The sequence below is a fragment of the Bradyrhizobium sp. STM 3566 genome (assembly GCF_045571445.1).
Lineage (GTDB): Bacteria > Pseudomonadota > Alphaproteobacteria > Rhizobiales > Xanthobacteraceae > Bradyrhizobium > Bradyrhizobium vignae.
The window spans coordinates 2259574-2274443 of the sequence record NZ_CP120692.1 but is presented as its reverse complement, the minus strand read 5'-3'; the positions used below and the strand labels follow the sequence as shown (position 1 = coordinate 2274443).

The window sequence follows — 14870 nt, the reverse complement described above, 5'->3', positions numbered from 1 at the left end:
GCGCTACGGGAGCTTGCTGCAATCGCGACGAGCTGCCCGCGCCTGAGGCGATCTGCGACAATATGAGCGCGCTGCCGACATAAAGTCGCGGCAATCCGAGGGTTCATCGGCCGCACCCGCCCCTCCCCTGCTTCCCCGGAGTACTCATGTCTTCTGCCGACCGGCCTGCGACCCGCCTTGCGACCCGGCTTGCCTTCCTCGTTGCGGGCTTCGGCATCGCGTGCTGGGCGCCGCTGGTGCCGTTCGCGAAAGCGCGGCTCGCCGTCGACGACGGAGTCCTCGGGCTGCTCCTGCTCAGCCTCGGGATCGGCTCGGTCGTCGCGATGCTGCTGACCGGCGTTCTCAGCGCGCGCTATGGCAGCAGGCCGATCATCATCGCAGGCGGGCTCGGTCTCACGCTGGTCCTGCCGCTGCTCGCGATCGCAAGCTCGCCCCTATCGCTGGCGCTGGCGCTCCTTGCGTTCGGCGCCGCGCTCGGCTCGATCGACGTCGCCATGAACATTCACGCCGTGGAAGTGGAGCGCGCCGCGGCACGCCCGCTGATGTCCGGCTTCCACGCCCTGTTCAGCATCGGCGGCTTCGCCGGATCCGCGCTGATGACGGCGCTGCTCTCGTTGCAGCTCGGTGCCCTCGCCTGCACGCTGATTTGCTCCATGCTGATGCTGATCGCGATGCTCGTGACCTGGCCGCGCCTGCTTCGCTCGGTGCAGGTGCAGGAGGGTCCACTGTTCGTGCTACCGCACGGATCGGTGCTGCTGCTTGCACTGCTCGGCGCCATCACCTTCCTGGTCGAAGGCGCAATGCTCGATTGGGGCGCGCTGCTCGTGATCGGCGCCGGTCTCGTCACCGAGGCGCAAGGCGGAGCCGGCTACATCGTATTCTCGATCGCGATGACGATAGGCCGGCTCGGCGGCGACGCGATCGTTGCGCGTATCGGGGATCGCGCGACATTGCTCTGGGGCAGCCTGATAGCGATCGCGGGTTTCGTAGTCCTGCTCACAGCGCCCATTGCAGCGATCGCCATCGGCGGATTCCTGCTGATCGGGCTCGGCGCGTCAAATCTCGTGCCGGTGCTGTTTCGGCGGGCGGCACGGCAAACGGTGATGCCCACCGGGCTTGCGGTCGCGGCGATCACGACCGCGGGCTACGCAGGGGTCCTGATCGGCCCTGCCGGCGTAGGCTTCGTCGCACATCTTGGCGGATTGCCGATGGCGTTTTGGCTGCTGGCCGCATTGATGGGTCTCGTCACACTGTCGGCGTGGATCGTCACGGCGAAGCAGCGCCAGATATCGCACGTCGATGCGTGAGCAGCCTTGCGGCGAATTTACGGACGGAAGGGCGAGGAGCCGCAATGGTCCCATGCGGGCGCGCGAGTGGAGGCCACCGTCCTGGCATGCCGACCCAAACCCTTCTTTCACAGGCACTATTTTGGCAGGCCGAAGCAAGCCCAATCCATCTGCGCCGGTCTGTCTGCCATGCGGCTTTCGGCCAGTTTACTGGACGCGTCGTTCTGCTAGACCACAACGACATATCTTTTGACTCCCGTCGAGGGGGCAATGGCACGTGCCAGCTCAAAGTAATCACGACTCGCAGATTTCATTCGGGCCATTTCGGCTGTTTCCAAAGTCCCGGCTCCTGGAGAAGGAGGGGGCGCCGCTTCATATCGGCGGCCGCGCGCTCGATATTCTTATCTTGCTTGCCGAGCGCCCCGGTGAGGTCATCGACAAGAGGGAGCTGGTCAAGCGTATCTGGGCCGACGTGAATGTCGACGAGGGCAGTCTACGCTTCCACGTCGCAGCGCTGCGCAAGGCGCTCGGCGATACCGGCAAATCGGCTCGTTATGTCCTCAATGTGCCCGGCCGCGGCTATTGCTTTGTCGCGCCGTTCGCTCAAGCGGCTCCGCCGGTCCCCTCAACCTCAGTCGAAATCGTCACGCCTCGCTCCCTGCCTGCTCAGCTCGCAAAGATGATCGGACGAGAGGAGGTCATCGAGAAGATTTCGACCGGATTGACGCTGCATCGCTTCATGACGGTGGTCGGCCCGGGCGGCATCGGCAAAACGGCCGTCGCCGTCACGGTCGGGCATCGCCGCTCCGCGGATTTCGGCGGGCGCGTCTTCTTCGTCGACTTCGGTCCGCTGCGGGATGCCGGTCACGTCACGACCACCATCGCCTCGGTCCTCGGACTGACCGTCAGCGCGGAGGATCCGACGCCGGCCATTCTGACATTTCTGAGGAGCGGACCGGCCCTGCTGATCTTCGACAGCTGCGAGCATGTGCTGGACGCGCTGGCTCCGCTCGTCGAGCGCATCGTTCGCGAAGCGCCGCAGCTTCGCGTTCTCGCGACCAGCCGCGAGTCGTTCCGCAGCGAGGGCGAGCGGATCTTTCGGCTGTTTCCGCTGGATTGTCCGCCGGAGCGCGAGGGCCTCGATGTCGCCGAGGTCCTCGCCTACCCCGCAGCTCAGCTGTTCGTCGAGCGCATCGCGCAGAGCTCGGGTCCGTTCCAGCTCAGCGCTGAAGAAGCGCCGCTGGTCGCGAGCATCTGCCGGCGCCTCGACGGCATTGCGCTGGCGATCGAGCTCGCGGCGGGCCGTGTCAATGCATACGGCATCGCCGGCACGGCCTCCCTGCTCGACAGCCGCTTTTCGTTGCAATGGCGGGGGCGGCGCACGGCCGTGCCGCGGCACCAGACGCTCGCCGCGGCTCTGGACTGGAGCTACGATCTCCTGCCTCCTGCGGAAAGCGCCACCTTGCGGCGACTGTCGGTGTTCGCAGGTCCATTCGCGCCGGAGGCGGCCGCCGCTGTGGCATCCGGCGAGGGTCTCAGCACCTCGGAGACGTTGGAGGCGATCGACAGCCTGGTCAGCAAATCGCTGATCTCGCCATCCGGTTCGCGGACGCTGCGCTATCGCCTGCTCGACACCACGCGCACCTACGCGCTCGGGAAGCTGAACGAGCTCGGTGAACTCAGGCAGTTCGCGCGGCGCCATGCCGAGCATTTTCGAGATTTTTTCGAGCAGGCGGAGGCCGATACATCGACACCGCTGCCCGAATGGCTGAGCATCTATGCGGGCGAGCTGGATAATGTGCGCGCGGCGCTGGATTGGGCCTTCGCACCCGACGGCGATACAAGGCTCGGCATCGCGCTCACGGCGGCCGCGGTCACGCTGTGGGTGCGCCTCTCGTTGTTCGCCGAATGCCGCGAACGCACCAGAACGGCGCTTGCAGCGCTCGGAGACACCGAAGGCGACGATCGCATCCGCATGCAGCTGCTGTCGGCGCTCGGCTGGTCACTGATGTATGGCGAGGGCCGCGCGCGCGAGGCGCGCCCGATCCTGGAGACGACGCTCGAGCTTGCCGACAGGCTCGACGACAAGGATTTCCGGCTGCGCGCGCTGTGGGGCCTGTGCATCGACCAGTTCAACAACGGGCAATTCGGCAAGGCCCGCGCATTCGCCGATCGTTTTGCGAGCGCGGCGGCGAACTCCCCTGATAAGACCGACCTCATGCTGGGCGACCGGCTGATGGCCGTCGCGCTGCACTATCTCGGCAACCAGAACGACGCCCGGCGGCGCATCGACCGGGTCAACGCATCGCTGCACGTGCTGGTGGGGAGGCCGAAGATCTTCCCGCTCGATCTCAGGATCTCCACGCAATATTTCCGCGCGCGCATCCTGTGGCTGCAGGGTCTCGCCGACCAGGCCCAGGCGCTGGCGGCAAGAAACATCGAGGAGGGCCGGGCCAACGGCCACGCCCTGACCTTCTGCAGCGTGCTGGGGCAGGCTGCCTGCCCGATCGCCTTCTGGGCCGGCGATCTCGACACCGCGGAACGCCACGGCAGCGAGCTGCTCGAGCACACCGAGCGGCACGCGATCCGACTGTGGGGACTGTGGGCACGCGCCTTCAATGCGGCGGTCATCGCCAGGCGCGGCGACGTCGCGACCGGCCTGCCGCTGCTGCGCGAAGAACTCAATCGTGCCGGCGATGCGCGCTACCTGCCGCGCTTTCTTCCGCTCCTCGGCGAGCTTGCGGCCTGCTTTGGCGAGGCCGACCAGGTCGACCGCGGCCTCGACGTGATCGAGGACGTCCTGACCCGCTGCCACGATCGCCAGGAGCTCTGGTATCTGCCGGAGCTGACCCGCATCAAGGGAGAGTTGATGCTCAGGAGCGCGCGGCATTGCGAGGACGCCGAGGCACGCTTTCGCGAGGCCATGGAGATTGCCGGCCAGCAGGGCGCGCGCTTCTGGGAGTTGCGCTGCGCGATCAGCCTCGCGCGGCTCAAGATGGGGGCCGGCCAGAACACGGACGCTCTGACCGTTCTGGAGAATGTCTCGGGGTCGTTCAGGGAGGGCGCAGAGATCGCGGATATGCGCACTGCACACGAACTGATGGCGCAACTGCGCACCTGACGCCGCGCGCAGACCGCGCGATCTGGAGCGGGATGAGTTTGGTTGAATGAGTGCGCGCTCGGGGCTCGGTTCACCTCTCCCATGGGGAGAGGTCTGAGCGCGTCGAAGACGCGATCCGGGTGAGCCCCTCGGGGAGTGAGCCACGCACAGCCCGGCGAATCAATTTCATCATGCTCTACCCGCCCACCGCTGCCGCGCGCCGCGGCAGCTTCCAGCCGGGCCGGATGAAGTGGCAGGTGTAGCCGTCGGGATAGCGCTCGAGATAATCCTGATGCTCGGGCTCGGCTTCCCAGAACTCGCCCGCAGGCGCGACCTCGGTGACCACCTTGCCCGGCCACAGGCCGGACGCCTCGACGTCGGCGATGGTGTCTTCGGCAATCCGTTTCTGCTCCTCGCTCGTATAGAAGATCGCCGAACGGTAGCTCGTGCCGATATCATTGCCCTGGCGATTGAGCGTGGTCGGGTCGTGGATCTGGAAGAAGAACTCCAGCATGGTCCGGAAGCTGGTCTTCGCCGGATTGAAGATGATCTCGATCGCTTCGGCATGGCCTTCGTGATTGCGGTAGGTGGCGTTCTTGACGTGCCCACCGGTGTAGCCGACGCGGGTGGAGATCACGCCCGGCTGCTTGCGGATGAGATCCTGCATGCCCCAGAAGCAGCCTCCGGCCAAAACTGCGCGTTCTGTCGTCATCTGTCCGCTCCCATGATCGTTCTGCCTATTCTGCAGCCATCGCATCATATAGGCTTTCGGCTGCCCGGCCGAAAGCCACGCATTGCACGTGCGTCCATCCGGTTCCTGGGAGCGGATGGACCCAAGGCGATCACCTCTAAACCAGCTTGGCGTCGAGTGTGATCGCGGCGTTGAGTACCTTCGAAACCGGACAGTTCTTCTCGGCCTCGCCGGCGAAGCGGGCGAAGCCGGCGTCGTCGAGATTCGGCACTTTCGCCCGCAGGGTCAGCGCGGATTTGCTGATCTTGAATCCCTTGCCTTCGGGCTCGAGCGTGACGGCTGCTTCCGTCGAGAGCTCATCCGGCGTGAATCCTGCCATCTGAAGGCCGAAGGCCAACGCCATGGTGAAGCAGCCGGCGTGCGCCGCCGCGATCAACTCCTCGGGATTGGTCCCCTTCTCGTTCTCGAAGCGCGTCTTGAACGAATAGGGCGTCTGCGCGAGCACGCCGGATTCGCTCGAGAGATGACCGGTCCCATCGCGACCGGTGCCTTTCCAGACTGCCGTTGCCTTGCGGATCATCTCAATTCTCCTTTTGAATTCAGCACCGGCCCACCGTACCGGTGGAAGGCGGCATCGGCGTGACCGCCTGTCGCCGGCGCGCGACGACCATATCGTCGCGCGGCGTTGGCCAGGGATGCAGCTGCGTCAAGTTGGCAGCTCCTGGCCGGCCTGCTCGCGGACGATATAGTCGGCGTACCAATCCGGCCAGTTCTCGTCGTGTCCGCCGGTCCGCGTCTCGTGCTCGCCATGCGCGATCGCGGCACGGCGCAGCGCCGCCGCCAGATCGGTCGCCGACGCGAATGTCGCGCCGTCGCCGGCGATGCGCCCGGGCAGCCGGGTCGTGACCTCCTGGAACAGCCAACCATTGCCGTCGGGGTCGCTGAACGATGCGAATGAGCTGTAGCTGCCGCGTTTCGGGTCGATACCGCCGGCCCGAACGCTGCCGAACAGATACGGCTCGTCGGGGCCGGCATGAAGGTCGCCGGCACCGTGGAATGGCGCGCTGACCTCGATGCCGCGGTCTAGCAGGTCCTGCCGGGCCGCTTCCAGATCGGAGACGATCAGGTACAGGCCTCGCGCCGAGCCGGGCGCTGCGGCGGTCACGTTCCTGCCGAAGATCACCGAGCAGGCCGAGCCGGGCGGCGTGAACTGGATCACGCGCCAGTCGTCGCCCGAGGCGAAATCGGCGTCCAGCCGCCAGCCGAGGCGCGCGTAGAACGCCTTGGCACGATCGACGTCGGATACGGGGATCACGACAACCTCGAGCTTCATATCGATGCTGCGCGATGCCGAGGGCCCTATTCCGGTTTCGCGTTCGGTTTCGATTGTCGTCATGGCGAGCTCCCGTGGTGTGAGTTGAGGCTGTCCTTCATGCAATGGCCGGCATCACGATGGTCACGCGCGTGCCGCCCTGGCCCACCTCGCCGTGCAACCGCGCATCGATGCTGCGTGCGATCCCTTCGAGGATACGGCTGCCGGTGCCCTGAAGCGGACCGGTCGCACCAACGCCGTTGTCCGCGACCGTGCAGATCCAGGCGCCGTCGCGGCTCGTCAATTCGATGCGGATCAGCGCACCGCTCTTGTTGGGGAAGGCGTGCTTTGCCGCGTTCGTGACCAGCTCCGTCAGCATCAGCGCGAGGCGATGACATTGCGCAGCCGGCAGCCTGCCGCTCTCGATCGCGGCTTCACAGCGAATCCCTGCCGGCTCCAGCACCGCTTCGGAGAGGGCCCCGCATAGATTTTCGAAGAACGGCTCCACGGCGACCGCCGATGGATCGTGGCTGTCCGACAAAAGCTGATAGAGCCGGCCGAAGGCGACGATGCGCCGTTCGAGCCGGTCCACCGCCAGCGACATGTCCCGTGTAGCCGCGCACGTGAAGTCGCGGCGGACCGACGCACCCAGCATCGTCAGCGTGTTCTTCATGCGGTGGTGGGACTCCCGCAGCACGAGCTCCCAATCATGCGACTGATCATCGATACTGGCAACGAACTGAAGTCGAGCCACATGGTCGTTCGGCCGAGCGCCGATACAGGACATCATAGCCTCCCCGTTGGAATAGATTGAACTCGAAGGCCATACTGGATGCGGCGCGCGCGTTTTGCCCGTTAGACGTTGCGAGATTCTGTTATGATCGGCAGCATCCGCAATCTCGCGGCGGACGACCCGCGCCTCGACGGTCAGGCACGCTGACGGATTGTCGCGGTCGCCTGTAGACCGCTCGCGTTTAAACCAAATTTGCGGCGGGCTTGCCGGCGCGCGCGGGCGTCGCCACGCGATTTCGCCACTTTCGGCCAGTTTACTGAAGGTCTTGATCTGGTAAATCAAACTGCAGACTTCAGCTCGTTCACTGGAATCATTGGCCCGTGCCGGACACTAGCGAGCAGGATTCGGTCATTGCCTTCGGGCCGTTCCGCTTGTTCGCGAGATCGCGACTGCTCGAGAAGGACGGCGCCCCGCTTCACCTCGGCGGCCGTGCGCTCGACATCCTGATTTTTCTCGCCGAGCGCGCCGGGGAGGTCGTTGACAAGCGGGAGCTGATCAAGCGCATCTGGGCCGACGTGAACGTCGACGAAGGCAGCCTGCGCTTCCACATCACGGCGCTGCGCAAGGCTTTGGGCGATGCCGGCGAAGGCTCCCGCTACGTCGTCAACGTCCCGGGACGCGGCTATTGTTTCGCGGCTCCGCTGCTCCGGCCTGCCGCATCGGAGAGCCGGAGCAGCCCGCCCGCCGCTTCGCCACCCTCCCTGCCTTTGCCGCTCGCGAAGATGATCGGCCGGGACGGTGCGGTCGAGAGGATTTCCACTGAACTTGCCGAACATCGCTTCGTCACGATCGTCGGCCCCGGCGGGATCGGAAAGACGTCGGTCGCGCTCGCCGTCGCGCAGGGCGAGCTCGCGGCGTTCGACGGCCAGGTGTGTTTCGTCGATTTCGGCGCGCTGACCGATGCCCGGCTCGTCCCCGGAACGATTGCAGCCGCGCTGGGCCAGACCGTCAATTCCGAGGACCCGATACCAGGCCTGCTGACGGTCCTGCGCAGCCGGCGCATGCTGCTGGTGTTCGACAGCTGCGAGCACATGCTCGACGAACTCGCTCCTCTGGCCGAGCGCCTCGTCCGCGAGGCGCCGCAACTGCATATTTTGGCCACCAGCCGCGAATCCTTTCGCGCCGAAGGTGAGCGCGTCCATCGGCTGTTTCCGCTGGACTGCCCACCGGAGCGCGAAGGCCTCGGCATCGCCGACATCCTTGCCTATCCGGCAAGCCGGCTCTTCGTTGAACGCATTGCCGAAACTTTGAGCGAATTCGAGCTTCGCGAAGAGGATGCCCCGCTCGTCGCCGAGATCTGCCGGCGGCTGGATGGCATTGCGCTCGCGATCGAACTCGCGGCCGGACGCGTCAACGCCTATGGCATTGCCGGGACCGCCTCGCTGCTGGACAGCCGCTTCTCGCTGCTGTGGCGGGGGCGGCGCACCGCGATTCCGCGGCACCAGACCTTGAGCGCGGCGCTGGCCTGGAGTTACGACCTGCTGCCGCCGGCCGAAAGCGCGACGCTGCGCGGCTTGTCGGTGTTCGTCGGGCCATTCACGCTGGAGGCCGCGTTGGCCGTCGCGTCCATCCAGGGAATCAGCGCGCCCGAAGCGGTCGAGGCGATCTCGAACCTGCTCTCCAAATCCCTGATTGCGACCTCGCCGGCGGAGCGGCGGCTGCGCTATCGCCTGCTCGATACCACCCGCGCTTTCGTTGCGGACAAGCTCGTCGAGAACGGGGAAGCGGACCGCGTCGCGCGCGCCCACGCCGAATATTTCCGCGACTTCCTGCACGACATCGCGCTCAAATCCACGGGCATGCAAGGCGCTGGCGGCTTCCTTCCCTATGCCGACCATTTGCCGAATGTCAGGGCCGCGCTGACCTTCAGCTTTTCGGAGCGCGGCGATCGGACTGTCGGCGTGGACCTGGCAGCCTCGGCGGCGCAGTTCTTCCTGGAATTGACCTTGCTGACGGAATGCTGCCGCTGGACCCAGCAGGCGCTGGCGTCACTCGATACGAGCGCCGTGGACAGCCGGAAGGAGATGACCTTGCAGGCCGCGCTCGGCGTCTCCTTGATGTTCACGCAGGGCAATACCGAAGCGGTCCGGTCGGCGTTCACGCGCGGTCTCCAGCTGGCCCGGGAACTCGAGGACCTGCACTGGCAGCTCTGGCTGCTGCGCGGATTGCACATCTATCTGACCAGGGTCGGAGATTTTCACGGGGCGCTCGGGACCGGCGAACAGGGCGAGAGCGTCGCGCGAAAGCTGAACGATCCCGCCGCCACGCTGAACGTCGAATGGATGCTTGGCGTCGCGCATCATTTGATCGGCAACCAGGACAAGGCGGTTCGGTTCTGCGAGAGCGCGATGGTGCACAATCCCGACTCGCAACGGTTGAACATCGGCCATCTCGGGTATGACGACCGCATCGTCGCGCTGGTGGCGCTGGCGCGGGGACTCTGGCTCACCGGCCGGCCCGAGCGGGCGATCGAGGCGGCGAAATACACGGTTCGCGAGGCTGAGCTGCTCGAACAGCCGCTCACCCTCGGCATCTCCCTGATCTGGACGATCCACGTGTTTCTCTGGGTCGGCGACTGGGACAACGCCGAACTTCTGATCGAGCGGCTGATCGATCATTCGGCGCGGCACTTCCTCGGCCCCTATCACGCGGTCGGCATCGGCCAGAAGGGCGAGCTCCTGCTGCGCCGCGGTGACGTTGCCGGAGGGATCGAGCACCTTCGCCGCAGTCGGGCCACGCTATACGGGACACGGCACCGGATCATGACGACCGTATTTGCGACGGCCCTCGCGGAGGGTCTCGTTTCCCAGAATCAGCCCGATGAGGCCTTGCAGACCATCAACGAGGCGATTGCCGAGATTCCCGGTCATGGGGAGTCCTTTGACATGCCGGAGATGCTGAGGGTCAAGGGCGACATCCTCGTACGGACAGGCCATCTCGCGGAGGCCGAGAACGTCCTGCGGCAATCGCTCGATCTGTCGCAGCGACAAAGCGCGGTCGGCTGGGAGCTCCGCGGCGCGATCAGCCTTGGCCGCATCTGGCGCCAGGCCGGAAAAGCCGGCGACGCACGCGACCTGCTCGCTCCACTCGTCGCGCGCTACCAAGAGGGGCTCCAGACGCGCGATCTGATTGCTGCAAGAGAGCTGCTGGGTACCCTGAATTGACAGCATCTTCAACGGGATGCCCTCCTAGGTGCCCGCTCGCAACTCCTAACAACTTCTAACACGCCAAGCCGCATACGCCCCGCCATGGTGGCGGCACTTCATGGTGGACGTGGCGGAATATGGCGCTTCTTGACGATGTAATCGATGCCAGCGGCGGCTTGGCCCGCTGGAACAGCTTGGACCGGTTTACGCTCCACCTGTCCGTCGGCGGATCGCTGTTCTCCAGCGCCGGACACGCCCGGGAATTCAAGGACGTAACCGCGGAAGGCTCGACCCGCACGCAGTCGCTCCGTTTCACCGGCATCACCGGAGGCGAACATTCCGGCTCCTTTCAACCCGACGCGATCACGATCGAGGGCCTGGACGGCGAAGTCCTGCGGACCTGGCGCAACCCGAGCCTCGCGTTCCCCGAGATCGGCTTGCCCGCGCTTGCGGACGAACTCCACCTCGTCTTCTTCTGCGGCGTCGCGATCTGGAACTATCTGACCAACCCATTCCTGCTCGCCCATCCCGATGTCGTGGTGGAGGAGCTGCCGCCCTGGCGTGAGGGCGCCGAAACGTGGCGGCGGCTGCGGGCGCAATTCCCCTCGGACCTGATCACGCTCGCACCCGAACAGATCTTCTATTTCGACGAGAGCGCCCTGCAACGGCGGACGGACCACGATCTCTTCGGGATCAAGGTCGCACACCACTCCTGGGCTCATGACAGCTTCGGCGGCATCGTTGTGCCGACACTTCGACGCGCGCAAACGCTGCAGCCTGACGGAAGCGTGATCGCCAAGCCCGTCTTGATGGATGTCGAGATCTTCGACGCCGTCTTCGAGTAGGGACGAGGACCCGCGAAAACGGCAGCCACGGCCCCTCAACGCCTAGCAATACTACCGAACCAGCAGACGGCCTCGCTGCACACTCGCGCGCAACGAACGACGCTTGCTCGAATCAGAGCGTCTGCGACGAGTTGCCGCACCCGATGCACGCGCACAAAATCTAACAGATCCTAATCACCACTAACGGGCGTCCTGGCCAGCTCACGTCTATCCTCTCAGCATGGAGAGCATTCGGTTTGCGCGTTTGCCGGTCGCTGCAAACGGCAGCGAATCCCGGAGAGGACCAACGATGTCGAGCAACTTGCACGCGGCGCACGCCTGGATTGATTTTCCGGTTACGGCGCGGAATCATGAGATTCGCGCAACTCAGGCGATTCCCCGGGAGAGCCAATGGCGTCGGATCGACCGCACGCCGGAGCAGGCGAGTGAGGGCATCACGATCTCGCGATGGGATGATCCGCGGAGCACCTCGTCGCACGAGACGACCACGCCGCAGGATCGCTATTTCGTCGGCATTGCCCTGAAGACCACGCGCGCGAAGCTGACACGGAACGGCCGGATCATCTTCGAAGGCACCATGCCCGCGGGGTCGCTGTATGTCACCGCGCCGTCGCAGCCTCTCGGCGCACAATTCCAGTCGCCGTCCGCCTTCCTTCACGTCCACATCTCCACGAATCATCTTCCGGCCCATGCCGACGGACTGAATGACCTCGTGCTGTTGCGCGATCCGCTCGCTGCGGAGCTCGCCAAGGCGCTGATCGAACATGGTGACGCCGCGGACCTGCAGTTCACGCGCTGCATCGGCCAGACCCTGGCGATGCATCTCACCCGGATCGAGCTGCCGCGCGTCAAGGTCAATGCCTTGCCGAAATGGCGGCTGCGGCGCGTCGAGCAGTATATCGCCGAACATTTCGACCGCTGCATCAGCCTCTCCGAGCTCGCCAATGTCGCCGGCCTGTCCAGGATGCACTTTGCTGCACAATTCCGCGCTGCGACCGGCTACCGTCCGCGCGAATATCTCCTCACGCAGCGGGTCGAGCATGCGAAGGCGCTGCTCGCGACCACCGAGCGGCCATTGGCGGAGATCGCGCTGGTCGTCGGCTTCAGCACGCAGGCGCATTTTTCCACCGTCTTCAAGCGCATCAGCGGTCAATCTCCGGCGCGCTGGCGCCTCGCCAACGCCGGCGAACGGCTCGAGGCCGAAGCGCGGCCGAAGCGGCGCGCGCTTCCGGAGCGCGATTGGATCGCCAGCGCAGCCGCGTAGCTGTGGGGCGAGCGCCGCCCCACACGCTCGATCCGGGCTGCGCTGAAAAGCCCTACACCGGATCGAACGCGCGGATCGGCGGCAGATTGCCGGTGAACTTCTCCACCTCGACCGTCGTCAACTGGCCGGTGCAGCCCTGCGCCAGGGATGAGGTGCCGACGTCGCGGGTAAGCACGTTCGGATTGCCGTGAACGCAGAGCGGCGCCTCCTCTTCGGGATCCATCGGATCGTACCAGGCGCCGGTCGGAAGCTGCACCACGCCCGGCGCGATGCCGTCGGTGACGTGGATCGCCGCCAGGCACGCGCCGCGCTCGTTGAACAGGCGAATGATGTCACCGTCCTTGATGCCACGCGCGTTCGCATCAGCCGGATTCATGCGCGCGACCTCGCGGCCGCGATGCTTCGAGCTAAGCGAATGTCGGCCGAAATCGAGCTGGCTGTGCAGGCGCGTCACCGGCTGGTTGGCGACGAGGAAGCACGGGGCCCCCGGCCTGGGCATGTCGGTCTTCTCCAGCCAGACCGGATGACCGGGACAATCCGCATCGCCGTGAGCCGCGATCTTAGCCGAGAAGATCTCGATCCGCCCGCTCGGCGTCGGCAGGGCGTGATTGACGGGATCCTCGCGGAAGCGTCGCAGCCGGCCGCCATCGTCCGCCTGTTGCGGCACGACCAGGCTGCCGCGCGCCCAGAACTCGTCGAAGCTCGGCGCCTCGAGGCCACGCTTGGCAAGCGAGGCGCGGGTCGGCTCGTAGAGATGCTTCAGCCACTCTCGCGACGTGCGCCCTTCAGTGAACGGTTCGCGCGCTCCGAGCCGTTCGGCGAGATCGGCGAAGATGTCGTAATCGTCACGCGCGAGCCCGAATGGCTCGGCAATCTGGTGCATCGCGACCATCAGGGGATCGTTGGTGGAATAGCCGATGTCCTCCCGCTCCAGCGTCATCGTGGAGGGCAGCACGATGTCGGCGTGACGGGCAGTAGCCGTCCAGGCGAGCTCGTGCACGACCAGCGTGTCCACCTGCGCGAATGCCTTGCGCAGGCGGTTGATGTCCTGGTGGTGATGGAAGGGATTGCCGCCCGCCCAGTAGACCAGACGAATGTCGGGATAGGTACGCGTCTCGCCGCTATAGCGATACGTGCTGCCGGGCTTGAGCAGCATGTCGGCGATGCGCGCCACCGGGATGAAATCGGCAACACCGTTGCGGCCTTGGCCCAGCGTCGGGCCCGGCACGTCGTTGACACGACGTCCGTAATAGCCGATCGCCCCTAACGAATAGGCGTAGCCGCCGCCGGGAAGACCGATCTGGCCGAGCGCCGCCGCGAGCACCATGCCCATCCACACCGGCTGCTCGCCATGCTCGGCGCGCTGAAGCGAATGGGAGACGGTGATGAGCGCGCGCTTTCCGGCAAGGCGCCGCGCCAGCTTGCGGATCACATCCGCCCCGACGCCGCAGATTGCTGCGGCCCATTCGGCGTGCTTGGCTTGCCCGTCGCTCTCGCCGGTGAGATAGCGCAGGAACACCGGCCAGCCCTCGGTGTAGCGGTCGAGGAAGGCCTGGTCGTGCAGGCCTTCGCTGACCAGCGTATGGACGATGCCAAGCATCAACGCAGTATCGGTGCCGGGGACGCAGGTCATCCATTCGGCGCCCGCCTCGACCGGCAGATCATCGCGCAGCGGGCTGACCAGGATGAACTCGCAGCCGCGCCGGTGCGCGGCTGCCATTGCGCCACGCTCGACATGCTTGCTGATCGAGCCGCCGGCCACCATGGAGTTCTTCAGCGCCATGCCGCCGAACGCCAGCACGATCTCGCTCTCAGCCGCGATCTGCTCCCAAGTGACGTTGCGCTTGGTGATGTCTTCGTAGCCGGCCAGAATCTGTGGCAGCAGCACCGAGGAAGCGCCCGAGGAATAGGTGTTGACCGAGCGCACATAGCCGCCCATCGCGATGTTGAGAAAGCGGTGCACCTGGCTCTGGGCGTGATGGAAGCGGCCGGCACTCGACCAGCCATAGGAGCCGCCGAACACAGCATCCGGCCCGCGCGTGTCACGGATGCGGGTCAGCTCGTCACCAAGAAGATCGAGCGCCTTCTCCCAGCTGACGGAGACGAACTCGTCGCGGCCGCGGCGATCATCGGGGCCTGGCCCGCGCTCGAGCCAGCCGCGGCGAACCGCCGGCTGGGCGATGCGCGCCTGGTGGCGGAGCGCGCCGGGAAAATTGTCGATGATGCCGTTCGGATCGGGATCACCCGCATAGGCCCTGACCTCGAGCCCAGCCGCGCCCCGACGCGCGGAGAACACGCCCCAATGCGAGGTGTGCGGCCTGAAGCCGTCCGACAGGTCGAGACCGGGGTCGGGAAAGCCAATCGTATCGTCCATCATCTGATCCTTGTTCCGCTCCGGCCTGCAAATCGGGGGGTAATATACCGATCCGCTCC

At 65.7% G+C, this 14870-nt stretch carries 10 protein-coding genes; 5 read left to right on the top strand and 5 right to left on the bottom strand.

Annotation, left to right across the window (positions count from 1 at the left end; all coding sequences use genetic code 11):
* Nucleotides 1–146: 146 nt before the first annotated feature.
* Both P6U27_RS10745 and P6U27_RS10740 read left to right on the top strand, forming a co-directional pair.
* Nucleotides 147–1307: an MFS transporter gene (locus tag P6U27_RS10745; RefSeq protein WP_209296122.1), complete on the top strand. Its 1161-nt coding sequence runs from the start codon at nucleotides 147–149 to the stop codon at nucleotides 1305–1307.
* 256 nt (nucleotides 1308–1563) lie between these two features.
* Complete coding sequence (locus P6U27_RS10740) at nucleotides 1564–4407, top strand: ATP-binding protein (protein WP_407194016.1); 2844 nt, start codon at nucleotides 1564–1566, stop codon at nucleotides 4405–4407.
* A 175-nt stretch (nucleotides 4408–4582) separates the two neighbouring features.
* On the opposite strand, the gene msrA is transcribed toward P6U27_RS10740, so the two are convergent.
* From msrA to P6U27_RS10720, 4 genes are all read right to left on the bottom strand, one after another.
* On the bottom strand, nucleotides 4583–5098 hold the full coding sequence (msrA, locus tag P6U27_RS10735) for a peptide-methionine (S)-S-oxide reductase MsrA (RefSeq protein WP_407119828.1): 516 nt from the start codon (nucleotides 5096–5098) through the stop codon (nucleotides 4583–4585).
* Between the two features lie 136 nt (nucleotides 5099–5234).
* Nucleotides 5235–5657 carry an OsmC family protein gene (locus tag P6U27_RS10730; RefSeq protein WP_122402152.1) on the bottom strand — a complete coding sequence of 141 codons (423 nt, stop codon included), beginning with the start codon at nucleotides 5655–5657 and terminating at the stop codon, nucleotides 5235–5237.
* Between the two features lie 126 nt (nucleotides 5658–5783).
* Nucleotides 5784–6473 (bottom strand): VOC family protein, encoded by a 690-nt coding sequence (locus P6U27_RS10725; RefSeq protein ID WP_122402151.1) that lies wholly within the window; start codon nucleotides 6471–6473, stop codon nucleotides 5784–5786.
* A 34-nt stretch (nucleotides 6474–6507) separates the two neighbouring features.
* Nucleotides 6508–7176 (bottom strand): sensor histidine kinase, encoded by a 669-nt coding sequence (locus P6U27_RS10720; protein ID WP_407194434.1) that lies wholly within the window; start codon nucleotides 7174–7176, stop codon nucleotides 6508–6510.
* A 326-nt stretch (nucleotides 7177–7502) separates the two neighbouring features.
* Here P6U27_RS10720 and P6U27_RS10715 point away from each other — a divergent pair, with 326 nt between their 5' ends.
* The 3 genes from P6U27_RS10715 (at nucleotide 7503) to P6U27_RS10705 (ending at nucleotide 12437) form a co-directional block, all read left to right on the top strand.
* On the top strand, nucleotides 7503–10346 hold the full coding sequence (locus P6U27_RS10715) for an ATP-binding protein (RefSeq protein WP_407194015.1): 2844 nt from the start codon (nucleotides 7503–7505) through the stop codon (nucleotides 10344–10346).
* A gap of 119 nt (nucleotides 10347–10465) precedes the next feature.
* Nucleotides 10466–11173 carry a hypothetical protein gene (locus tag P6U27_RS10710; protein ID WP_122402149.1) on the top strand — a complete coding sequence of 236 codons (708 nt, stop codon included), beginning with the start codon at nucleotides 10466–10468 and terminating at the stop codon, nucleotides 11171–11173.
* Between the two features lie 289 nt (nucleotides 11174–11462).
* Nucleotides 11463–12437, top strand: a complete 975-nt coding sequence (locus P6U27_RS10705) for a helix-turn-helix domain-containing protein (protein WP_407194014.1) — start codon at nucleotides 11463–11465, stop codon at nucleotides 12435–12437.
* A 52-nt stretch (nucleotides 12438–12489) separates the two neighbouring features.
* Here the strand turns inward: P6U27_RS10705 and P6U27_RS10700 are convergent, their stop codons facing one another.
* Entirely contained in the window at nucleotides 12490–14811 is a 2322-nt protein-coding gene (locus tag P6U27_RS10700) for a molybdopterin guanine dinucleotide-containing S/N-oxide reductase (protein WP_407194013.1), read from the bottom strand.
* Between the last annotated feature and the right edge of the window lie 59 nt (nucleotides 14812–14870).